The 20,320-nt window shown below is 49.7% G+C and carries 19 protein-coding genes and 1 other RNA gene; 11 read left to right on the top strand and 9 right to left on the bottom strand.

What is annotated here, in order from left to right:
* The first annotated feature begins 53 nt into the window (after positions 1 to 53).
* From Q1A04_RS03290 to dnaN, 6 genes are all read left to right on the top strand, one after another.
* Positions 54 to 767 carry a hypothetical protein gene (locus Q1A04_RS03290; RefSeq protein ID WP_299701162.1) on the top strand — a complete coding sequence of 238 codons (714 nt, stop codon included), beginning with the start codon at positions 54 to 56 and terminating at the stop codon, positions 765 to 767.
* A 169-nt stretch (positions 768 to 936) separates the two neighbouring features.
* The gene (locus Q1A04_RS03285; protein WP_299701159.1) at positions 937 to 1,641 is read left to right on the top strand and encodes an SDR family NAD(P)-dependent oxidoreductase; all 705 of its coding nucleotides are present in this window, start codon (positions 937 to 939) and stop codon (positions 1,639 to 1,641) included.
* Positions 1,642 to 1,693: 52 nt separating this feature from the next.
* On the top strand, positions 1,694 to 2,605 hold the full coding sequence (gene gldA / locus Q1A04_RS03280) for a gliding motility-associated ABC transporter ATP-binding subunit GldA (protein WP_299701156.1): 912 nt from the start codon (positions 1,694 to 1,696) through the stop codon (positions 2,603 to 2,605).
* A gap of 10 nt (positions 2,606 to 2,615) precedes the next feature.
* Positions 2,616 to 3,344, top strand: coding sequence for a gliding motility-associated ABC transporter permease subunit GldF (gldF, locus tag Q1A04_RS03275; protein WP_299701153.1), 729 nt, complete (start codon positions 2,616 to 2,618; stop codon positions 3,342 to 3,344).
* A complete protein-coding gene (gene gldG, locus Q1A04_RS03270; RefSeq protein WP_299701150.1) occupies positions 3,338 to 5,047 on the top strand; it encodes a gliding motility-associated ABC transporter substrate-binding protein GldG in 1,710 nt (569 codons plus the stop codon). The genes gldF and gldG overlap by 7 nt, the downstream gene beginning before the upstream one ends.
* A gap of 105 nt (positions 5,048 to 5,152) precedes the next feature.
* Positions 5,153 to 6,277 carry a DNA polymerase III subunit beta gene (dnaN, locus tag Q1A04_RS03265; protein WP_299701147.1) on the top strand — a complete coding sequence of 375 codons (1,125 nt, stop codon included), beginning with the start codon at positions 5,153 to 5,155 and terminating at the stop codon, positions 6,275 to 6,277.
* Positions 6,278 to 6,415: 138 nt separating this feature from the next.
* On the opposite strand, the gene Q1A04_RS03260 is transcribed toward dnaN, so the two are convergent.
* A complete protein-coding gene (locus Q1A04_RS03260; RefSeq protein WP_299701145.1) occupies positions 6,416 to 7,456 on the bottom strand; it encodes an endonuclease/exonuclease/phosphatase family protein in 1,041 nt (346 codons plus the stop codon).
* Positions 7,457 to 7,533: 77 nt separating this feature from the next.
* Here Q1A04_RS03260 and gldC point away from each other — a divergent pair, with 77 nt between their 5' ends.
* Positions 7,534 to 7,875, top strand: a complete 342-nt coding sequence (gldC, locus tag Q1A04_RS03255; RefSeq protein WP_299701143.1) for a gliding motility protein GldC — start codon at positions 7,534 to 7,536, stop codon at positions 7,873 to 7,875.
* Between the two features lie 65 nt (positions 7,876 to 7,940).
* Here the strand turns inward: gldC and Q1A04_RS03250 are convergent, their stop codons facing one another.
* From Q1A04_RS03250 to guaA, 5 genes are all read right to left on the bottom strand, one after another.
* Positions 7,941 to 8,345, bottom strand: coding sequence for a hypothetical protein (locus Q1A04_RS03250; protein ID WP_299701141.1), 405 nt, complete (start codon positions 8,343 to 8,345; stop codon positions 7,941 to 7,943).
* A gap of 249 nt (positions 8,346 to 8,594) precedes the next feature.
* Positions 8,595 to 9,131 (bottom strand): dCTP deaminase, encoded by a 537-nt coding sequence (gene dcd / locus Q1A04_RS03245; RefSeq protein WP_299701139.1) that lies wholly within the window; start codon positions 9,129 to 9,131, stop codon positions 8,595 to 8,597.
* Positions 9,132 to 9,354: 223 nt separating this feature from the next.
* Positions 9,355 to 10,653, bottom strand: a complete 1,299-nt coding sequence (gene hemL, locus Q1A04_RS03240; protein WP_299701137.1) for a glutamate-1-semialdehyde 2,1-aminomutase — start codon at positions 10,651 to 10,653, stop codon at positions 9,355 to 9,357.
* 106 nt (positions 10,654 to 10,759) lie between these two features.
* Positions 10,760 to 12,463: a tetratricopeptide repeat protein gene (locus Q1A04_RS03235; protein WP_299701135.1), complete on the bottom strand. Its 1,704-nt coding sequence runs from the start codon at positions 12,461 to 12,463 to the stop codon at positions 10,760 to 10,762.
* Positions 12,464 to 12,572: 109 nt separating this feature from the next.
* Positions 12,573 to 14,102 carry a glutamine-hydrolyzing GMP synthase gene (guaA, locus tag Q1A04_RS03230; RefSeq protein ID WP_299701132.1) on the bottom strand — a complete coding sequence of 510 codons (1,530 nt, stop codon included), beginning with the start codon at positions 14,100 to 14,102 and terminating at the stop codon, positions 12,573 to 12,575.
* A gap of 264 nt (positions 14,103 to 14,366) precedes the next feature.
* Between guaA and ffs the strand changes: the two genes are divergently transcribed.
* From ffs to Q1A04_RS03210, 4 genes are all read left to right on the top strand, one after another.
* An RNA gene (gene ffs / locus Q1A04_RS03225) (signal recognition particle sRNA small type) lies at positions 14,367 to 14,464 on the top strand.
* A gap of 219 nt (positions 14,465 to 14,683) precedes the next feature.
* Positions 14,684 to 15,340: a fructose-6-phosphate aldolase gene (gene fsa, locus Q1A04_RS03220; RefSeq protein ID WP_007654513.1), complete on the top strand. Its 657-nt coding sequence runs from the start codon at positions 14,684 to 14,686 to the stop codon at positions 15,338 to 15,340.
* 140 nt (positions 15,341 to 15,480) lie between these two features.
* A complete protein-coding gene (locus tag Q1A04_RS03215) occupies positions 15,481 to 15,684 on the top strand; it encodes a hypothetical protein (RefSeq protein ID WP_007654512.1) in 204 nt (67 codons plus the stop codon).
* A gap of 7 nt (positions 15,685 to 15,691) precedes the next feature.
* Positions 15,692 to 16,405: an ATP-binding cassette domain-containing protein gene (locus Q1A04_RS03210; RefSeq protein ID WP_299701117.1), complete on the top strand. Its 714-nt coding sequence runs from the start codon at positions 15,692 to 15,694 to the stop codon at positions 16,403 to 16,405.
* A gap of 24 nt (positions 16,406 to 16,429) precedes the next feature.
* On the opposite strand, the gene Q1A04_RS03205 is transcribed toward Q1A04_RS03210, so the two are convergent.
* Genes Q1A04_RS03205 through pseI form a run of 3 tightly spaced genes read right to left on the bottom strand, consistent with a single transcriptional unit; the run spans position 16,430 to position 20,302 of the window.
* A complete protein-coding gene (locus tag Q1A04_RS03205) occupies positions 16,430 to 17,896 on the bottom strand; it encodes a polysaccharide biosynthesis C-terminal domain-containing protein (protein WP_299701115.1) in 1,467 nt (488 codons plus the stop codon).
* Between the two features lie 45 nt (positions 17,897 to 17,941).
* Positions 17,942 to 19,255, bottom strand: a complete 1,314-nt coding sequence (locus Q1A04_RS03200) for a hypothetical protein (protein ID WP_299701114.1) — start codon at positions 19,253 to 19,255, stop codon at positions 17,942 to 17,944.
* 3 nt (positions 19,256 to 19,258) lie between these two features.
* Complete coding sequence (gene pseI / locus Q1A04_RS03195; RefSeq protein ID WP_299701112.1) at positions 19,259 to 20,302, bottom strand: pseudaminic acid synthase; 1,044 nt, start codon at positions 20,300 to 20,302, stop codon at positions 19,259 to 19,261.
* Positions 20,303 to 20,320: the final 18 nt, after the last annotated feature.

Below are 20,320 nucleotides of genomic sequence, written 5' to 3'. Positions count from 1 at the left end.
GGTATAAAGTGCGGAGAGTGGGTTGATAAAGAAAATCAATAAAATAAAATTATATGAAAAAAGTATATCTGCTTTTGCTTGCCCTAGGTAGTGCAACGTTGTCGTTTGGACAGAAAGTGGAGTTTGGCCTACAATTAAATGCGGGAGCATCGGTATTTGCGGGTGAATCGGCCTCAGAAACAAGTGCGATTACAGTAGCTGACGCGGGACCTACTTCTTTTTATACCCATAACCCATTCGGAAGTAAACCAAGACCGACCTTTGGTGCCTCTTTGCAACTGCAACGCGTAGGGGAGAGCGGTTTTATTTTGGGGGCACAAGCAGGTGCAGAGCAGCTGCGCAGCATGGTTAACATTAACAAAGCCTACGTTGCCGATGGGAATGCGGTGCCTACAGAGCAGGATGCTGATGGAGAATCAACTATGAAAGCTGATTTTTTCCAGTTTCAGCCCTACCTAGGCTGGCGTTTGCTGAAAGGCTCCTTTGATTTGGACCTGACGGTAGGCACTGATGTGGGCTTTGGCCGTAAAATGCAGAGCGAAGGAGAAGCTACCTTAGAGGATGGCTCGTCTTATGAGACAGCGTATGACTTCAGCAAACCTCGAACAGATTTCCGCCCAAGAATAGGACTGACGCTATACCGTGGACATATTGGTCTATCGGCGAGCTACGCACACGGCCTTACAAATTATAAGTCAGAGTGGGACGGTAATAACCCGGAGTTGTTTTTGCGGGCCGCCCGCCTAGGTTTATTGTTTAGGTTATAATATTCTTTCTCTGGAGGCTCTGAAAATAGCTACGCGATGGTAGACAGGTATAGCCCTGTCATGTATATGCGCATTAGCAACTAGGGATTTTGCAGAGAATGAACTATATAAGTTCGAACATATTCCTTTAACACAAAACAAGCATTACCTACCAAAGCAGATAAGTACCATGAAACTTGATAACAAAATAGCAGTGGTAACCGGCGTGAGCCGAGGTATAGGACTGGCAACGGTTGAATCGTTATTAGCGCAGGGTATGAAAGTTGCAGGATGGGGCCGTACCGCCCCGGAGGTGCAGCATGAGAACTTTGAATTTATGGAGTGTGATGTGCGCAGAGCCGACTCCGTGCAGATGGCCTATAAGCAGACCCTGGAGCACTTTGGCGGTCACATTGCTGTGCTGGTAAATAATGCCGGCTTGGGCCGCTCCGCCAAGCTAGAGGACCAAAGTCTGGAAGACTGGCACCTGATGTTTGATACCAATGTAAACGGTCTCTTCTACTGCACCCGTCTGGTGGTGCCGGGTATGAAGGAGATGGGCGAGGGGCACATCATCAATATTTCCTCCATCGCCGGTACTACAGGTATAGAAGAAATGTCGGCCTACTGCGCCACCAAACATGCGGTGCGTGGCATATCCCATTCGCTTTACAAAGAGGTGCGCGACTATGGCGTGAAAGTAACCTGCATCTATCCGGGTTCGGTTCAGACCAACTTTTTCGACAACATCGACAGCGTAACCGTGAACGAGAACATGATGCGCCCGGAGGACATCGCCTCCACCATTGTGCATTGCCTCGAATCGCACCCGAACTACCACCATGTGGACATTGAGGTGCGTCCGCTTATGCCAAAAGGCCGGAAACAGGTATAGCCATAATGTGGAACAGCTTTTGTAGCTTTGCAAGCGCTATTCATTACAACAAATGTCAGTTGAAGTAAAGAACCTTACTAAAATATTCGGGTCACAGCGTGCCGTCGACGATATCTCTTTTTCGGTATCACAGGGGCAGATCTTAGGTTTTCTGGGGCCTAACGGCGCCGGCAAGTCCACGACCATGAAGATCGCGACCTGTTATCTGCCTCCCAGCGCCGGTACCGTATTGGTAGCTGGTTACGATGTGGTGCAGGACCCGATAGCCGTACGCCGTCATGTGGGCTACCTGCCCGAACACAACCCGCTTTACTTGGACATGTACGTGCATGAGTACCTTGCCTTTGTAGCTTCCATCTACGGACTGAAAGGCCGACATGCTAAGGCTCGGGTACAGGAAATGGTGGAGCTGTGCGGCCTCACGTTAGAGCAAGGAAAAAAGATCGGAGCACTCTCCAAAGGCTACCGGCAGCGCGTAGGATTGGCACAGGCCTTGGTGCACGACCCACAGGTACTGATTCTCGACGAGCCTACTACAGGTCTTGACCCAAACCAGATAGTAGAGATCCGATCACTTATCAAACGCATCGGACAGGACAAAACCGTGATCTTCTCCACACACATCATGCAGGAAGTTACAGCCATTTGCGACCGTGTTGTGATTATCAACCGAGGCAAACTGGTAGCTGACAGTGACGTGGCGAGTCTGCAGGCGGGCGGGCGAAACGAGAAAACAACATTGGTTGAATTTGAGCAGCCTATACCTGTCGAGGCCTTGGAACAAGTGCCGGGTGTGCTGAGCGCGACACTGGCCGAGGGCGCGACTTACCGCATCGTCTCCCGCAAAGACACTGACATCCGGTCTACTTTATTCCGGGTAGCCGCTGAGCGCAACTGGCCGCTCGTAGGTCTCCGCCACGAAGAGAACTCACTCGAAAAGATATTCCAACAACTGACGAAGTAGGGTAAAATCAATGCTCGCAATACTTAAGAAAGAATTTAACGGCTTCCTGAACACGCTGATCGCCTATATCGTGATCATGGTGTTTCTGGTGGCAATTGGCATGTTCATGTGGGTTTTCCCGGAGAGCAACGTGCTCGATTACGGCTTTGCCGACATGCAGACGCTCTTCAACATGGCCCCTTGGCTGTTTCTGTTCCTGATTCCGGCCATTACCATGCGTACTTTTGCCGAGGAGAAGCGGGAGGGTACGATTGAGCTTTTGCTTACCAAACCGATCTCTGACCTGCAGTTGATCTTGGGCAAATACTTTGCGGCACTTTTGCTGGCGCTGTTTGCCCTTATCCCCACTCTGATCTATTACTACACCATTTATGAGCTGGGCAATCCGCAGGGCAACGTGGACTCCGCCGCCGTGGTGGGCTCTTATTTGGGACTGGTCTTTCTGGCGGGAGTGTTTACGGCTATCGGTGTGTTCGCCTCGTCGGTTTCAGATAACCAGATCATCTCGTTTGTAATCGCTATTTTTCTGTGCTACATCATTTACGCCGGTTTCGAGCTGATTGCCTCTATACCTGTGTGGGGTGGCTATGGCTATTTTATCAGCCAGTTGGGTATAGAGTACCACTATACCGCCATTAGCAAAGGGCTCATTGACTCGCGTGATGTGCTCTACTTTTTGAGTGTGATTGCCATTATGATTCTATCGACTAAACTTGTTTTGAGCAGCAGAAAATGGTAACAGAGCAAGTACAGACGCAGCCGGCCTATAAAAGCAAACGAAGCCGTGACCTGACCCGCTACCTGATCTGGATAGTGGCAATCGTGTTACTAAATGTGCTGGCAGCCAATTTCTTCTTCCGCCTTGATTTGACCGAAGACAAGCGCTATACTATTTCTCCTGTAACCAAGCAGATGCTTGCGGAGTTGCCTGAACCGGTTTTTGTGGAGGTATACCTAGAGGGCGAGTTTCCGGCCGGCTTCAAACGTTTGCAGCAATCCGTGCGCGAGACGCTGGACGAGTTTAGGATATACGCGGGTGGCAACGTGCGCTACGAATTTATAGACCCCAACGATATTTCGGACGAGGAACAGCGGGTTGCGCTGTTTCAACAACTGGCCGCTTCAAGTATACAACCGACGAACCTACGAGCCATAGAGGGAGGGAAGCAGGTGGAGCGCCTCGTTTTTCCGGGAGCACGAGTGATGTACAAAGGCAAGGAAACCGGCGTTATGCTGCTGAAAGGTAATCTGGCGGCCTCTGCCGATGAGCGATTGAACCAGTCCGTAGAAGGGGTGGAGTACGAGCTGGCTACAGCCATACGCAAAATGGCTTTCCCGGGCTCGAAGACCATTGGCTACATCAGCGGCCAAGGGCAACTGGAAACACAGTATGTAACGGACCTTTTGGGCTCTTTGCAGGAGTTTTACCGCGTTGCCCGTGGTGAGCTGAGCGATATACCTAGTTTGCAAGGCTTGGACCTGATAATCATAGCCAAACCGACTGAAGCGTTCACCGAGGCTGATAAGTATAAGATCGACCAGTTTATCATGAACGGGGGCAAGGCTGTGTTCTTCGTGGACGCGCTGAATGCTAACATGGACAGTGTAGGGGCAGGCGGGATGTTCGCCATGCCGTATAACCTGAACCTCGACGACCTGTTTTTCCGCTACGGCGTGCGCCTCAATCCGACCATGATCATGGACCTGAACTCAGGTTTTATACCGATCGTGACGGGCTATACCGGAGAGAGGCCCCAGACCGAGATGATCAACTGGCGCTTCTACCCCTTGCTCAACACCTTCGCCAGACACCCGATCACTCGCAACATCGACGCGGTATACTCTAAATTTATCGGCACGATCGACACGGTGAAGGCCGACGGTATACGCAAAACCCCTTTGGTTTATACCTCGGTTTACTCCCGCGTGATGCAGGCGCCGGTGCCTCTCACGCTCGAAGAGGCCCGTATGGAGGTGAAGCCGGAGCAGTATCAGGCCGGTCCTCAGCCGGTGGGTTATCTGCTGGAGGGAGCCTTTACCTCGCTCTTCCGTAACAGGAGAGCGCCGGAGGGGATGGAGAGCACACAGGTAAAAGAAACTGGCGTGCCTACCAAAATAGCAGTATTCTCGGATGGCGACTTGATACGCAATGACGTAAACCCACGTACCGGTCAGGCCTACGAATTGGGTTTCGACAGGTATAACAACGTGACTTTTGCCAACCGCGAACTGGCCATGAACACGGTCCACTACCTGCTCGATGCCGGAGGCCTCATCAACGTGCGCAGCAAGGAAATACAGCTTCGGCCACTGGATCGGGTACGGGTGAAAGAGGAACGTACTTACTGGCAGCTGCTCAATCTCGTAGCTCCGATCGTGCTGCTGACCCTGTTTGGGGTGGTGCGTTACTACCTGCGCAAGCGCCGTTACGAGCGTTTCTAAGTTTTTTGCCCTGTATGTAAAGAAATTGTGAAAAAGCAGGCGGCTTTACTTCGTTTAAATGCGAAATTTTTTAACTTTGTCCAAATAACATTATAGCTATACATAATGAAATTTATCGTCTCTTCTTCTGCTCTTTTGAAGCAGCTAGCCAGCATAAACGGCGTAGTAACCAACAACCCGGTGGTTCCTATCCTTGAGAACTTCCTGTTCGAAATCAACGACAGCACCCTGACCATCACAGCCAGTGATTTGGAGACATCCATGATCACGGAGTTGCCGGTAGAGGCGAAGGAAAGCGGCCGCATTGCTGCCCCTGCAAAGATTTTGATCGAGACGCTGAAGAACCTGCCAGATCAGCCGGTTACCTTCACCATCGACGAAGAGACCTATACCATCGAGATCAGCTCCTCTAACGGACGCTATAAACTCTCTGGCGAGAACGCAACTGACTTCCCGCGTGTACCTGTGGTGAAGGGTGGAAGCGCCATCGAAATTCCGTCTAATGTGCTGGCTCGTGCTATTAACAAGACGATTTTCGCAGTAAGCAATGACGAGCTTCGTCCGGCTATGACGGGTATCTACGTGCAGCTGCGCCCTGATAACGTTACTTTTGTAGCGACGGACGGCCACCGTCTGCTTCGTTTCCGTCGTACGGACATCTCCACGAGCCAAGAGGCTTCTTTGATCATCCCACGTAAGGCCTTCACACTGCTGAAGTCTACACTGCCTTCAGAGGCTACTGCCGTGCGCATGGAGTTCAACCAATCAAACGCGTTCTTTAGCTTTGACAACATCCGTATGATCTGCCGTCTGATTGACGAGCGCTATCCGGATTATGAGAACGTGATTCCGGTGCAGAATCCGAACAAACTGGTGATTGACCGCTCCGCTTTGCTGAGCTCTGTCCGTCGTATCTCAATCTACTCTAACAAGACTACACATCAGATCCGTTTAAAGCTATCAGGCTCTGAGCTGCAGGTATCTGCCGAAGACCTTGACTTCTCAAACGAAGCAAACGAGCGACTGACTTGCCAGTATGACGGTGAGGATATGGAAATCGGCTTCAATGCGAAGTTTTTGATCGAAATGCTCAACAACATCGACGCCGACGAAATCTCTTTTGAGCTCTCCACACCGAACCGTGCCGGTCTGTTGATGCCGCTTGCAAATGAAGATAATGAAAATGTTCTGATGCTGGTGATGCCTGTAATGCTGAACAATTACGTATAAGAAAATAATTTCTCCTAATGCAGAAAGGCGGACCGTTATGGTTCGCCTTTCCTGTTTTTAGAGGGTGTGTTTTCCTCTGCTTTTGACTGTAAATAATCTAGTTAAAGCATTTTCTTCTTTATCAAGCCTGAATCTTTACTATTGCTGCAGCTTGATGAACACAGGGAAGTGGTCGCTATACCCTCCAATATAGAGTGTACCTGACCAAGTCTGACGAGGTGTATCTTTATATCTGCCAAAGGTAAACTTGGCAAACTCGGGATCATGTATCTGAGCCGACCCGTGCACAAACTGGAGGCCGCTTCCTCGCCCACTGCTAATCAGCGATTTGGAAACTAGTATCTGGTCGCGCATTTTGTTGTCGTTGCGGGTATGGAAACTACCGAGGCCCTGTACATACCATGTATAGAACGTGTTGAACAGCTCCTCCTGATAGGCCGGATTAGGACGTCCTGTGGCTTTTAGTACACGTTCCATGTTGGCAGACTTAGGTTCATCTACGAAATCGCCCAGCACGATGATTTTAGCGTTTTTATCTGCCTTTTTCTGAGCGTCTATCTGGCGGCGGAGCTCTGCTGCCGCGTCCCTTCTACGAGCTGTGCCCAATGTGGTACTGCCACGGTCTTCCGGCCAATGACTGACGTATACCGTCACCGGTTCACCTGCCAAGGTGCCTTTCACTTGCAGGATATCGCGTGAGGCAAAGCCTCTCTCTGAGAATTTAATGGGCAGACTGGTATGGGTTGTAGGTTTAAAGACTCTAGGGTTATACAGCAGTGCCACATCCAGCCCCTCGGGGTCTCGTGAATCGTAATGTATAATGCTATAGCGCCGCTTGCGAAGCGGGTTAGAGCGCACGAGGTCTTCCAGCACTTTGCGGTTCTCCACTTCGGCAAGGCCCATTATTGCCGGAGCATCTTTGCCGCCAATGGACTCAATGACCTGAGCGATATTCTTTATTTTAGTGCTGTACCTGTCCTGATTCCAGTTCATGATTCCTTCCGGCGTGAAGCCATCATCATCAATTTTAGGGTCATTTTCAGTGTCGTAGAGCTTTTCCGTATTGTAAAAAGCGACCGTGTGTAACTTGGGCTTTTTAATAGAGGATGTTAAGCTGGCGCATCCCGAGAGGATGGTCAGGCTAAAAAGAAAGAAGAAGGTTTTTATTCCGTAGCGCATCGCGTAACTTTGTACTTAGTTTTAGTATTCAAGCATAGTACGAGATATATATAGCACAAAGTTTAACAGAAACGAAAATGAAGAAGTCAGAGATATACTTTAGCATCGCATTAGACGAGCAGCGCGTACCGGAAGCCATCAGCTGGAGAGCCACCGACGCAGGCGAGAAGATCCACTTTGCCAAGGCCATTAACATCTCCCTGTGGGACCGTGATGAGGCCGGTACCATGAAGATCGACCTATGGACTAAGGATATGCCGATCGACGAAATGAAGTACTTCTACATCGACACTATCGGGGCTATGGCGCAAAGTATAGCCACCGCTACCAGCGATAAAACAATGGCCGATAAAATGCGCGCCCTGTGCGAGGACCTGATGAGCCACGTAGAGGAAGAGCGCAAGAAGCAAAACAACTAAGCCCAGAAACAAAGAAAGCCACCTTAAGAGGTGGCTTTTGTATTTATAAGAAGTCTTTTTTCTAATTAGTTGACGTTATTTTCAGAGGCATTCTCGTTAGATGCGAGGTTTTGAGTACCCTGCTCGCTCAAATTCGCCATAAATTCTCTGTCAACTTTTGAGTACATTTTACGGTCGCCGAAGTAGTCGTTATACTGTACTGTGCTCAGTACGTCCTCAAACGCAAGGTCACGTACGGCAAGCACATCTTTGCACTTCTCAGCGATTAGTTGCTCATTACCTTCAAACTTCTGCTCGATCTCAGTGATTTGCGCAGCAACATCAAGGTTGATGGCTCTAACTTTGTTCGACTGATAGTTATTAAGACGAAGCTCCTTAATCATCTGGTCAGATAAGTGATTGGCACGCTTCTCTGCAACCAAGGATACATTCCCTGTGGCAGTTGCGCCATATACTATTCCGAATACCATAAATGTCATTACCAGTAGCTTTTTCATAATCTTAGTTTTTGTAGAGTTTTAAATGCTTTTAATCCGTTTCCAGAGGCATTGTAGTTTTAAAACGAAGAAGGTGCTGAAATGATTCCTGACCCTCTTTAATTTTTTATGCTATTCCTCTGAGTTGGATACGTGTAATATAGTGCAGATATAATGCCAAAAAAGGTCGAATAGTGTGATTATTCGACCTTTTTTGAGATATTTTAAAATATAACCACTTTATTACCAAACATTTCGCCACATCATCGATTCTACTGGTTTGGTCGTGCGATTATTGTATTTCGCGTTGTCTTTGCTGTTGTAATAGTTCTCAATTCCGCCTTTTACCTCGAAATAAATAAGCTGCCCGATCGGCATGCCATGGTATACCCGTACTTGTTGCGTTACTGAGATCTCCAACGTCCACGTGTTACAGAAGCCCACATCGCCTTTGCCGGCAGTGGCATGAATGTCTATACCCAGACGGCCTACACTTGACTTGCCCTCTAGAAAAGGTACGTGCGCATGCGTTTCAGTATACTCAAATGTGACACCAAGGTATAGCGTGTTAGGCTGCAGCACAAAGCCCTCTTCTGGAATCTCGAATACGTCGATCTCGTTATGCTTTCGGGCGTCAAGTACCTCGTCGCGGTAAGTTGCCAAGTAGCGGCCTAAATGTACATCGTAGGAGTTGGTGCCGAGGCTGGAACGCTTGAAAGGCTCAATCAGGATAGTGCCTTTCTCAATCTCCTCTAAAATCTGCTTATCTGTAAGAATCATGGGGGTGCAATGTTATGGCTGTAAAAGTACGGAAATTGGGTGAATTGTTGATTGTTAATTATTGGATTGTTAAATGGCTTAATGGTTGAGATTGGACAGTAAGTATAGATGCAATCAACATGTGTTTGTTTTCGTGAGAGTAGTAGAGTATAAGGTGACAATATAGCTAACAAAAAAACGGCAGTCCATTGCTGAACTGCCGTCTCTGTATCATAAGGTATAGTTATTGCTGTACTGCCTCTTGCAGCGCCTCGTGGCTGGCTTTGATGTACTCCTCTACCAATTCATCTGTAATGGCTGTGGATACAAACAGCGACTCGTACTGTGAAGGGGCAAGGTATATGCCGCGCTGCAGCATGCTGTTGAAGTAGCGGCCAAACATCGCCGTGTCGGATGTCTTGGCGCTTTCGAAATCGGTGACAGGCTGCTCTGTGAAGAAAATGCTGAACATAGAGCCTACATGGTTGATGGTATAGTTCATATCCAACTCATGCATGTTCCGCTTCATGCCGGCTACCATTTTGGCTGTGGTCTGTTCCAAATTCGTGTATACCTCCGGATGGCTCTGCAAATACTGTAGCATGGCCATACCTGCTGACATCGCAATCGGGTTACCGGAGAGCGTACCTGCTTGGTATACCGGTCCGGCCGGAGCCACAAAATTCATGATCTCTTTTTTGCCACCGTAAGCGCCTACCGGCATACCGCCACCGATGATCTTGCCCAGCGTGGTCATATCCGGCGTAACGCCATAGAGCTGCTGCGCACCGCCCGGAGCGAGACGGAAGCCTGTCATAACCTCGTCAAAGATCAGTACGATACCCTCTTTGGTGCAAAGGTCGCGCAAGCCTTGCAAGAAACTGGGCGCAGGGAGTACAAGACCCATGTTGCCAGCCACTGGCTCTAGGATGATGGCAGCTATTTGGTCTTTATTGGCTTCTATGAGTGTCTTCACTGCCTCCAGATCATTGAAAGGAGCGGTGAGGGTATCAGCGGCCACACCTTGCGTTACGCCCGGGCTGTCGGGCACACCAAGCGTAATGGCACCACTACCAGCAGCAATCAGAAATGAGTCGCCGTGGCCATGGTAACAGCCTTCGAACTTGATCATTTTGTTGCGGCCGGTATAGCCTCTGGCTACACGCACAGCCGACATAGTCGCTTCGGTACCGGAGTTTACCATACGCACCTTCTCAATGGAAGGCACCATGTTCACGATCAGTTCGGCGATCTCGATTTCCTTGCGGGTTGGGGCTCCAAAAGAAAGGGAGTTAGGTATAGCTTTTTGCACGGCTTCCTGCACGACTTCAGAGGCATGGCCCAGAATCATCGGGCCCCATGAGTTGATGAACTCCATGTAGCGGTTGCCGTCCTCGTCGTACATATAGGGACCTTTGGCCGATACCATGAAGCGCGGATTGCCGCCCACGGCTCTGAAGGCACGAACAGGCGAGTTTACACCGCCCGGTATGGAATGCTGTGCACGTTGAAACAGTTCTTCGCTAATTGGTGCTATTTTCATCGTATTAATGTCTATGTGTTTTAGATCGAAGGCTGATACTTAAAATATCAACCTCTTAATTATTCTGATTGGAGGCAGTCCTACTTTCAGTATTCTTTTCCAGCTTCTAAAAAACCGGATTCACCACCGTCAGTTGTTGGTTTTCCAATTTGGTAATGGGGATGTATTGATTGTCGCGGCGCAACTCATTGAGTGAGGAACCGTCGTTATAGCCTAGCCCCTGATAGAAAACACCGGGCTTCAAGCGATCGTTACCAAGCGTCAGATTGAAGCGTGGACCGTAATTCTGCAGCAGCGTTCCGAAGTAGTACATCATCTCAAAACCGGCATAGGCATATTGTGAAGGCGGAATGTTATACCTTGCAGCATATTTTTTCCTGAAATGTCTGGCAGCTGGACCTAACTGGTCGACATACTTCGGACTAACAAAGTAAATCTCCAAGTCATCAAGCTGGCGCAGCGTGATCTGGCCTATACCGAGCCACTTCTCATAGGTCATGAGTGGGAGGATGGCCGCTCTGGACTGCAGTGTGCTGATGGTATTGACCGCTGCCGTCATCTGGTCTGAGAAAACTGCGATATGCCCCATGTCATCCAGCTTCAGGTCCTTGAAAATTGCGGCTGTGGCAGCGTTTTGTGCTGAATTCAGCTTTTTATAAGTAGCTACCTTGCCACCCAGCTTCAGAAACTGCTCACGGTAGTGCTGCGCAAAAGTTATATCGTCCTTATCATCTTCAAAGAGGATGATGGCCGTTTTAACTGGAAAAGTATTGTAAGCGTATATAGCCGCCTGCTGTGCCTGAGTTGCAATGGATGACTCGAACAAAAACACATTGGGATTATCGCCTGCCACTTCTAGGTCCTGTGAGAGCGGGTTTATCACATTCACATTGTTTTCAGCGGCAAAGCGGGCAGCGATTTTAGCGGAAGACTTGTAAACAGGGCCTATCACGAGGTCCATTTGTTTTAGCTCCGGTGTGTTCAAGATGCTTTTTACCGCCATTGTATCCGTTCCCGCGTCATAAGCATACAGGTTGATGTTTATACCTTGTCGCTTGAGTGAGTCCTGCGCCAGTTTCATACCGGCAAACAAATCGGTCGCAAACTGGTTTTTGCGGGCTGCCTGACCCAAGTCTTGGCTTAGCTGAAAGGGCATGAGCGCCGCCACATTGTAAGCCTGCTTGCGCATGGCATTGGCGCTCAAATAACGGTTGCGGTCCAGTTTGTGCTTCGAAACGATTTGTTCGAGTGTAGCCTTGTCCTCTGGACGGTACCAGCCAGCCAAAAGCTTATCTGCATAGGTCTGTGCTACAGCTTTATCGTCAGGGTGGCGTTGCAACAACTGCTCAAATGCTTCACGCTCTGTGATTCTTGTTAGGTAATAGCGCTTCAAGCCTTCTGCGTCAGCTTGCAGTTTGGAAGAGCGGATCGTGTTTAGTTCTGCAAGCGCCTGATCGTAACTGCCTTGTTCGAACAGCACATTAGCTAGCAGATAGCTTGCCTCCGGCTGATTCGGCCAACTCGGGTGCTGAGAATTCAGCTGCTGCAGCATGCGCTGTGCCTCAGGAAGCTTGTTGGCCTTGAGGGCCGCTACGGAGTATAGATAGGAAGCTTCGGGTGCATACGGATTTTTAGGTCCTGTCTGTGTGGCGGGCAACAACTCAGCCATCGCCTTGTCAAAACGCTCTTGCTCGAGCAATACCTTGCCATTACTATAGGTAGTACTGTAGTCCTGCTGTGCCTGTGCAGGCAATGCCAAGGCAGTCAGTAACAGCATACCCGCTGCATGCTTCAAAAAGCTTCTTTTCATGTTCATTTTAATTTTGAATGAGCGAATGGGTGATTGAGTGAATTTGTTTAGAATTTCAAAATTTTCACCCATTCACTCACCCGCTCATTCACTCATTCACTCACTAATATTATTCCCACTCGATAGTAGCCGGTGGTTTAGAGCTAATGTCGTATACGACGCGGTTGACGCCTTTCACCTTGTTGATGATCTCGTTCGACACGTCGGCCAGAAACTCGTACGGCAAACGGCTCCAGTCCGCTGTCATGCCGTCGATAGAAGTTACGGCACGAAGGGCTACCACATTTTCGTAGGTACGCTCATCGCCCATCACACCAACCGACTGTACCGGCGTCAGGATAGCGCCAGCCTGCCATACCTCATCGTATAAACCTGATTTCTTTAGGTTGCTGATGAAGATATGATCTACCTGTTGCAAAACGTGCACTTTTTCTGGGGTGATGTCACCTAAAATACGAATCGCCAAGCCCGGTCCTGGGAAAGGGTGACGACCCAAGATATTATCGTCAATCTTCAGGGTTTTACCCACTAAACGCACTTCGTCTTTGAATAGCGCCTTCAGCGGCTCCACCACTTTCAGTTTCATGAAGTCAGGCAGACCGCCCACGTTGTGGTGGGACTTGATGGTAGCCGAAGGGCCTTTCACGCTCATTGACTCGATCACATCCGGGTAGATCGTACCCTGTGCCAACCACTTAACGTCTTCAATTTTGTGAGCCTCGTCGTCGAATACCTCGATAAACACACGGCCGATGGCTTTGCGCTTGCCTTCCGGATCTGAGATACCGGCCAATGCTGAATAGAATCTGTCTTTCGCGTCAACGCCTTTCACGTTCAGACCCATGTGCTTGTAGGAGTCCAGAACGCTTTCAAACTCGTCTTTGCGCAACAGGCCGTTGTCTACAAAGATACAGTAGAGGTTTTTACCAATCGCTTGGTGAATCAGCATGGCGGCCACGCTAGAGTCAACCCCGCCTGACAGGCCGAGCACCACTTTATCATTGCCTAGTTGCTGTTGTAACTCAGCCACAGTCGCTTCTACAAATTGTTCGGAGGTCCAGTCCTGCTGGCAGTCGCAAATATGCACTACGAAGTTTCGAAGCAATGTTTTGCCTTCATCGGAGTGGGTTACCTCGGGGTGAAACTGTATACCGTATGTCTCCTGATCGCGCAGCTTGTAAGCGGCCACACGCACGGTCTCCGTACTGGCTATTACTTCAAAATTGTCTGGAATTTCCTTGATCGTGTCGCCATGTGACATCCAAACCACCGAACCCGGGGTGAGTTCTTTCATGAGGCGGTTGGCGGTGTGCAGCTCGGTAAGTCTGGCACGGCCGTATTCGCGGATGGTAGAGGGAGTAACTTCGCCTTGGTGCTCATAAGCGATCAGTTGTGCCCCGTAGCATACGCCCAACAATGGGAGTTTGCCCATAAACTGGCTCAAATCGATAGTAGGGTGTTCTTGGTCGCGCACCGAGCAGGGGCTGCCCGAGAGGATAACGCCTTTGACGTCATCTGTGAGTTCTGGAACATTATTGTAAGGGTAGATCTCACAATATACATTAAGCTCACGCACCCGTCTTGCAATTAACTGGGTGTACTGGGAGCCGAAGTCGAGAATCAGTATTTTTTCTGGCATGCGCAAAGGTAAGGCACTTTAGGGGTTTTTGCCAAAAATAGGGGATATATGTTTTAATTGCTGGTTTAAAGCATAAAGGATTGCATGGAATGCTTTATGCTGTTCTAGCAACTCTATACCTTTCGGTTCAATCAGGTTTAATCTCCTAAAAATGTTTTTCCTTCAAACCCTCTGACAGAGAGCACTATTTCTGCTCATTCTTGCTAAAACGACACTATTCTGCAGAATAAATTTGCACTGCAAGATAATCTTCGTACTTTTGTAACGGCAAATCGGCACGGCCAGCTCCCGTCGAACTCCCCCAGGGCCGGAAGGCAGCAAGGGTAGATGGTTGAAGCGGCGCGATGTTGGTTTGCCACTTTTTTTTGCCCATACTTTTCTGACCGGCCCCGCTGCCGGTCTTTTTGTTTCAAACGAAATCTACCCCTAAGGAAGTCCAAACTCCAGTAAGGGTCTGAGAACCACAGTATTCACATCCGGATAACGCCCTGTATCTAAATTGTCCTGCATCTTTTACCTAATGTCTTTTGACTTAGGTCATATTGCGTTAGATTTGTAAGCAAATCTAGATCCTCAGCATTATGAAATTCTTTGTTGATACTGCAAACCTGCAGGAAATTCAGGAAGCACACGACCTCGGCGTGCTCGACGGTGTAACCACCAACCCATCGCTGATGGCCAAAGAAGGCATCTTCGGCCACGATAACGTGATGGCGCACTATAAGCAGATTTGCGAGATCGTGGATGGCGATATCAGCGCGGAAGTAATCGCGACTGACTTCGACGGCATGGTACGCGAGGGCGAACTGCTGGCAGAACTGCACCCGAACATCGTAGTGAAGGTGCCAATGACGCGTGAAGGCGTGAAAGCGATCCGTCATTTCAGCGAGCGTGGCATCAAAACAAACTGTACACTGGTATTCTCCGCTGGTCAGGCTATTCTGGCTGCAAAGGCTGGTGCTACCTACGTGTCTCCGTTCGTAGGCCGTCTCGACGACGTGTCAACTGATGGTTTGCAGCTGATTGAGCAGATCGTGCACATCTACGGCAACTATGGCTACCAGACACAGGTACTGGCCGCTTCTGTGCGTCACGTGATGCACCTTGTGCAGTGCGCTGAGCTGGGTGCCGATGTGGTAACTTGCCCGCTTTCTGTAATCACTGGTTTGTTGAACCATCCACTGACTGACATCGGTCTGCAGAAGTTCCTAGCTGACCACGCCAAAGGCAATAAGTAATAGTGAATGACTAATGAGTAATGATTAGTGAAGAATAGTGAATAAGGTATGAATCTTAAACATTATGCTTCATTAATCATTATCCATTCTATGCTATAGCAATTAATCATTAGTCACCATTCATTATTCATTCCATAAAGATGTACATCATCAAAGTAAAGGGCAAGGCCAAAATTCCGGATTACATACAGTTGCGCGACGATAATTTCGTGTTAATCGCCTATTTTAGGGCAGACCGTCCGCTTAAGAACCTCGACCGCTACGGGCTGGAGGGAAAAGAGGAGGCCTTGGCTGCGCTGATTGAATCCCTTGAATTTGGCAAATTGCAGCAATTAGACATTTAAAATACCTATGAGTTTTTCTTCTTCTACTCCAGTGGTTTCGCTGCGCGATGTGGCTATTTATCAGGATGTGAACACCGTGCTGAGCAGTGTCAACTTTGACATTGAAAAGGGCGAGTTCGTGTACTTGGTAGGGCGCACAGGAAGCGGGAAAAGCTCTTTGCTCAAAACCCTCTACGGTGACTTGCCACTTCTGACAGGTACAGCCGCTATCGCCGACTTTAAGCTGAATAAGCTACCCCGCAAACAGGTCCCATACCTGCGCCGCAAGATTGGCATTATCTTTCAGGACTTCCAGTTGCTTTTCGACCGCACGGTGGCCGAAAACTTGGCCTTTGTGCTGAAAGCTACCGGATGGAATGACAAATCGAAGCGCAAGCAGCGAATCTCTGAAGTGCTGATGCGTGTTGGACTGGACGCCGCCGCCAACAAACTCCCGCACCAACTATCGGGCGGTGAGCAGCAGCGTATCGTGGTGGCTCGCGCGCTCTTGAACGAGCCTGTTATCTTACTGGCCGATGAGCCTACCGGTAACCTCGACCCGATCGTGGCCGACGGCATCATGCAACTCTTCAATGAGATCAACAACAGTGGCACGGCTGTACTCATGGCTACCCACAACTACGAGATCATCAACCGCTACCCACACCGCGTGCTCAAGTGCGAGAACGCCAAGGTGTTGGATTCAAAAGTGGAGACTTTTACCCTGACTACAGGTTACTAAAGATACTCTTCTAAATAGCTATACCTATCTGCGCACCTTATTCAGTATCCACTGGTTCATTTCAGGGTATACCCGCAGGCTTAGCATTAAACCCATGTAGATGGCGGTAATCATTAGCGAACGCACCAGTATGTCAAGGTATAGATTACCTAGGTAGGGCAGGAGATAGGCGGCCCCTAGGGCGATGGCAGCGATTACCGTCACGGTCACAGAACTCCAAGCAAAAGGCTGCATTTTGTAAATCCACTGCACAAAGAAAAGGCGCAACAGGTTGATGGTCACATAAGAGATCATGGAGGCCAAAGCCGCGCCGTTAATTCCGTAAATAGGTATAAAGACGTAGTTCGTCCAGATAGTAAGGCCGGCCAGCACCACGTTGAAAAGCAGGTCCCAGCGGTATTTCTCTGAAGTGGCCAGAATGATACCGTTTATACCTGTGGCCAAGTCGATGATGCGGGCCATGGACAGGAAAAGCACCACATACTTACCCGCCCTATAGGTTTCCGGCATAAAGGAAAACAGGTTGTCAATGTTCGCCCAGATGCCGATAAATAGTAGCAGTCCGACAATCAGGTTAATGAGCGTGATCTGCTTGTAAAGTTTCTCCATACCTGCCATATCACGATCTTTCCAATACTCGGCAACCTGCGGAAAAGCAATTTTGAAGATAGAACGTGCCGGCACCATAATGGCGCTGGTAATGAAGAAAGCCGTGGTATAAATGCCATTGTCCCCCAGACTGTAGGAACTAATCATGATCTGGTCAACCGTCGTGATGATGGTGACCGAGATATTGCCCATGAAGGTGAAGAAGCCATAATAGAGCATCTCACGCAGCGGTATAATTCCTATCACGGCCAGTTGCGGCCGCAGGAACAGTTGTTTCAGCCATAAGGCATAGACAACTAAAGAAAGTGTGATGACAGCATTGATGACAATATAAAGTAGCACAAACTCCCGGAAAACGATCAGGTCGAAAGCGAAGAGCGTGATGAGCAGCGTAGTAAGAATGCGCAGCAGAAAATCCTGCGCGAAAGATGAAATGATTGTTTTGAAAAGGGAGCGCAGATAAGCCGTCAGCAGGTTGAAAAGCAGCGTGAAGAAGGCTAGTGGAATAACGAAATAATAGTAGGTGAGCAGGAGGGGGGAGTTTTCAATGTAGTAATCGATCACAACCGGCTTGAAAAGCAGGAAGAGACCTGTGATAGCCGCGAAACCCAGCAGGGGCACAGTGAGCAGCAGAAAAAGAAAACCATTGTGCTCTTTGCCTTTGTCCCGGAAATAAGGGAAGTAGCGCACGCTCATGTTCACAAAGCCTAAGGCAGAGAACTGCGCAAACATAACCGAGATCTGAATCAGCAGACGGGTCAGACCCACTTCCTCCTCAGCCAGAAAATTCGGGAACAGCAGAATGGTGTTCACATAGCCGATGGCGATGCCGGCATATGAAATGATCGTGTTCCAGATTCCCTCGCGCTGGAGATTAGGCATTAGTCGGGTAACAAGTTAGGTATAGCAGGCAAATATAGTATTATTCTATTGAAGTGGCAGGGGCTTGTCTGGGCTGGTCGGGATTTGTTCCATAAACTCCTTTATATACTGTGTTGCCAGCTCACCGCTCTTGCCATCATAGGCTGTTCCGACAGTTGCATTGTAATACTTGGCCCGCTGGTATACTTCAGGCTTCTGGGCTATACCTTGCTGAAGCAGCAGGCTCAAGTCCTTGTAAGACGGGGCAGCCTCTATCAGTCCATGCGCCGCATAGCCATAGTAATCGTGTAAACCCTCTTTCGGATTAAGGTTAAAGTAGACCGACCACACGTTCAGCAGCACCGCCTCCAAGTGTATACCTGAGTTACCACTTATGAGCATGTCTAGGTCCTGCAGATACTCGAAAACGGACTGCCTTTGGATATCGGACAGCTGAATATGCGGGCTGATATGTTGTATAAAGCTGAAATTCCGTTTGTCGCGGGGATGGGGGCGGAGGATAATACGTAAGTTTGGAAAATCGCGGCTGATATTCGAGAGAAGTGTTCTAACCTCCTCTGTCAGGTCCATCAAGCTGCAGGCTATACCTAAGACTTTCACCGTTTGGCTTTTGTTACGCAAGGGTACGAACTTATCCGCCTTGGGCATGCCAATAAATTCCACGCGACTAGTCACCTGACCGCATTGGGTATACTTGTCCAACGAGTCCTGTCCCTCGAGCAGATTTAGGTCAAAAGCCAGTGGAGGAAATAAGTTGCTGACACTGGAGTGCTGCACATAAACAGTTTTGATGCCCAGTTGCTTCGCTGCCAGCAGAATAGCACGCGCATCTGCATTGTGGTCGTTGGCAAACACGATGGCCTGCGGACGGTATTTTCTCAGCTTCTGTAGGTATACCTCATAGAAACCCACGGCATCGTAAAGCAGGTCCATGAAGCGAAGCGTGCTTTCTTTGCGACGGACAAGAAACTGAAAGAACAGGGGCAGAAACTTATAGTAGTAGATTAGTTTTTTGCGGAGTGACAGCCTTTGCACAGATTGGTTGTACCTGCCAATCGCTTTGCTTTGACCGGCCACCATTACAGCTTCAGGTATAGCCTCCTCCAGAAAATGTAGGCTGTCGTAGTTGTTCTGGCTTACCACATACAGCCATACCTTGCCGTGTAGCTTTTGAGGATGCTCTACGGACTGAAACAAATTCCCAAAAAGGCGTACCACGGTATAGCCCACAATGCGAAGCAAACGCTTAAAAGGGTTACTGGGAGAAGCCGCGTTTTTAGCGCTTTCCGGAAGCTTCAGGAAACCTTCGGAAAAATGCAGGTATAGGATGTTGCGGTAAAGGATATACCAGTCTTTCATGCGCTATACCATGTCCCAACTAAACGGAGTGCCGGCTTTGATAGCTTGTGTAGCCGTTTTGCCGAGCAGGTCTTCGTAGTGCTTCGGGGCAAGGCCCAAACCCGGCCTGATCACCCGGATATTTTCTTTTGTGAGCACCTCACCGACTTCAATATCTTTGGCGGCATAGACGGAGCGCTTGAAGAGGCGGCTCTTCTCCTCGGCCCGCTGCACACCGTACTGCACTCGCCCCAAGGCCTGCCACGCGCGCTCGGACTCCACCACCAGCGAGCGCAGCTCCTCCGGTTCCAGCGAAAAGGCCGAGTCCACGCCACCATCTGCTCGGCGAAGGGTGAAGTGCTTCTCGATCACGGTTGCGCCCAAGGCCACTGCGGCCACCGAGGCGCCCACACCCATGGTGTGGTCCGAGAGGCCGACCTGCACGCCGTAGAGCTCACGCATGTGGGGGATAGTGCGCAGGTTCGTGTTCTCCGGCGTGGCCGGGTAGGTGGAGGTGCACTTGAGCAGGATCAGTTCCAGACAGCCCTCCTCACGCAACACCTGCACGGCTTCGGCCACCTCCTGTATGGTGGCCGCGCCGGTGCTCATGATCACAGGCTTGCCCGTGGCCGCCACTTTGCGCAGCAGCGGGTGGTCTGTGTTCTCAAACGAGGCGATCTTGTAGACAGGGGCGTCGAGGCTCTCTAGAAAGTCTACGGCCGTTTCGTCGAAGGGGGAGGAGAAGGCGAGGATACCCCGCTCCCGGGCCCGCTCAAAAATGGGTTGGTGCCACTCCCAAGGTGTATAGGCCTCCTTGTAAAGGTCGTAGAGCTCGCGGCCCTTCCACAGCGAACCCTCGTCTTCGATGGTGAGGGCGCCGGGCAGCGTCATGGTGTCGGCCGTGTAGGTCTGAAGTTTGATGGCGTCGGCCCCGGCGTCGGCGGCCGCGTCAACGATCTGCAGCGCCCGCTCCAGCGACTGGTTGTGGTTGCCCGACATCTCGGCAATGATGAAGGGCTTGTGCGATGAGCCTACCAAACGGCCGGCTATTTCTATGTCGTGAATCATTTTTAATCCTAAGCTAAA

This window comes from uncultured Pontibacter sp. (assembly GCF_947499215.1).
In the GTDB taxonomy this organism is placed as follows: domain Bacteria; phylum Bacteroidota; class Bacteroidia; order Cytophagales; family Hymenobacteraceae; genus Pontibacter.
Note: the sequence above shows the minus strand (reverse complement) of the source record. Positions and strands in the feature narration are given on the sequence as shown.

Excerpts from the sequence above, each read along its gene's own strand:
- Q1A04_RS03260 (WP_299701145.1), bottom strand. The coding sequence starts at position 7,456 with ATGCGCTACGGAATAAAAACCTTCTTCTTTCTTTTTAGCCTGACCATC.
- Q1A04_RS03235 (WP_299701135.1), bottom strand. The coding sequence starts at position 12,463 with ATGAAAAGAAGCTTTTTGAAGCATGCAGCGGGTATGCTGTTACTGACT.
- Q1A04_RS03200 (WP_299701114.1), bottom strand. The coding sequence starts at position 19,255 with ATGAAAGACTGGTATATCCTTTACCGCAACATCCTATACCTGCATTTT.
- Q1A04_RS03215 (WP_007654512.1), top strand. The coding sequence starts at position 15,481 with ATGTACATCATCAAAGTAAAGGGCAAGGCCAAAATTCCGGATTACATA.
- dnaN (WP_299701147.1), top strand. The coding sequence starts at position 5,153 with ATGAAATTTATCGTCTCTTCTTCTGCTCTTTTGAAGCAGCTAGCCAGC.
- dcd (WP_299701139.1), bottom strand. The coding sequence starts at position 9,131 with ATGATTCTTACAGATAAGCAGATTTTAGAGGAGATTGAGAAAGGCACT.
- gldF (WP_299701153.1), top strand. The coding sequence starts at position 2,616 with ATGCTCGCAATACTTAAGAAAGAATTTAACGGCTTCCTGAACACGCTG.
- Q1A04_RS03285 (WP_299701159.1), top strand. The coding sequence starts at position 937 with ATGAAACTTGATAACAAAATAGCAGTGGTAACCGGCGTGAGCCGAGGT.
- Q1A04_RS03205 (WP_299701115.1), bottom strand. The coding sequence starts at position 17,896 with ATGCCTAATCTCCAGCGCGAGGGAATCTGGAACACGATCATTTCATAT.
- fsa (WP_007654513.1), top strand. The coding sequence starts at position 14,684 with ATGAAATTCTTTGTTGATACTGCAAACCTGCAGGAAATTCAGGAAGCA.
- Q1A04_RS03250 (WP_299701141.1), bottom strand. The coding sequence starts at position 8,345 with ATGGTATTCGGAATAGTATATGGCGCAACTGCCACAGGGAATGTATCC.
- gldA (WP_299701156.1), top strand. The coding sequence starts at position 1,694 with ATGTCAGTTGAAGTAAAGAACCTTACTAAAATATTCGGGTCACAGCGT.
- gldC (WP_299701143.1), top strand. The coding sequence starts at position 7,534 with ATGAAGAAGTCAGAGATATACTTTAGCATCGCATTAGACGAGCAGCGC.
- Q1A04_RS03290 (WP_299701162.1), top strand. The coding sequence starts at position 54 with ATGAAAAAAGTATATCTGCTTTTGCTTGCCCTAGGTAGTGCAACGTTG.
- guaA (WP_299701132.1), bottom strand. The coding sequence starts at position 14,102 with ATGCCAGAAAAAATACTGATTCTCGACTTCGGCTCCCAGTACACCCAG.
- hemL (WP_299701137.1), bottom strand. The coding sequence starts at position 10,653 with ATGAAAATAGCACCAATTAGCGAAGAACTGTTTCAACGTGCACAGCAT.
- gldG (WP_299701150.1), top strand. The coding sequence starts at position 3,338 with ATGGTAACAGAGCAAGTACAGACGCAGCCGGCCTATAAAAGCAAACGA.
- pseI (WP_299701112.1), bottom strand. The coding sequence starts at position 20,302 with ATGATTCACGACATAGAAATAGCCGGCCGTTTGGTAGGCTCATCGCAC.
- Q1A04_RS03210 (WP_299701117.1), top strand. The coding sequence starts at position 15,692 with ATGAGTTTTTCTTCTTCTACTCCAGTGGTTTCGCTGCGCGATGTGGCT.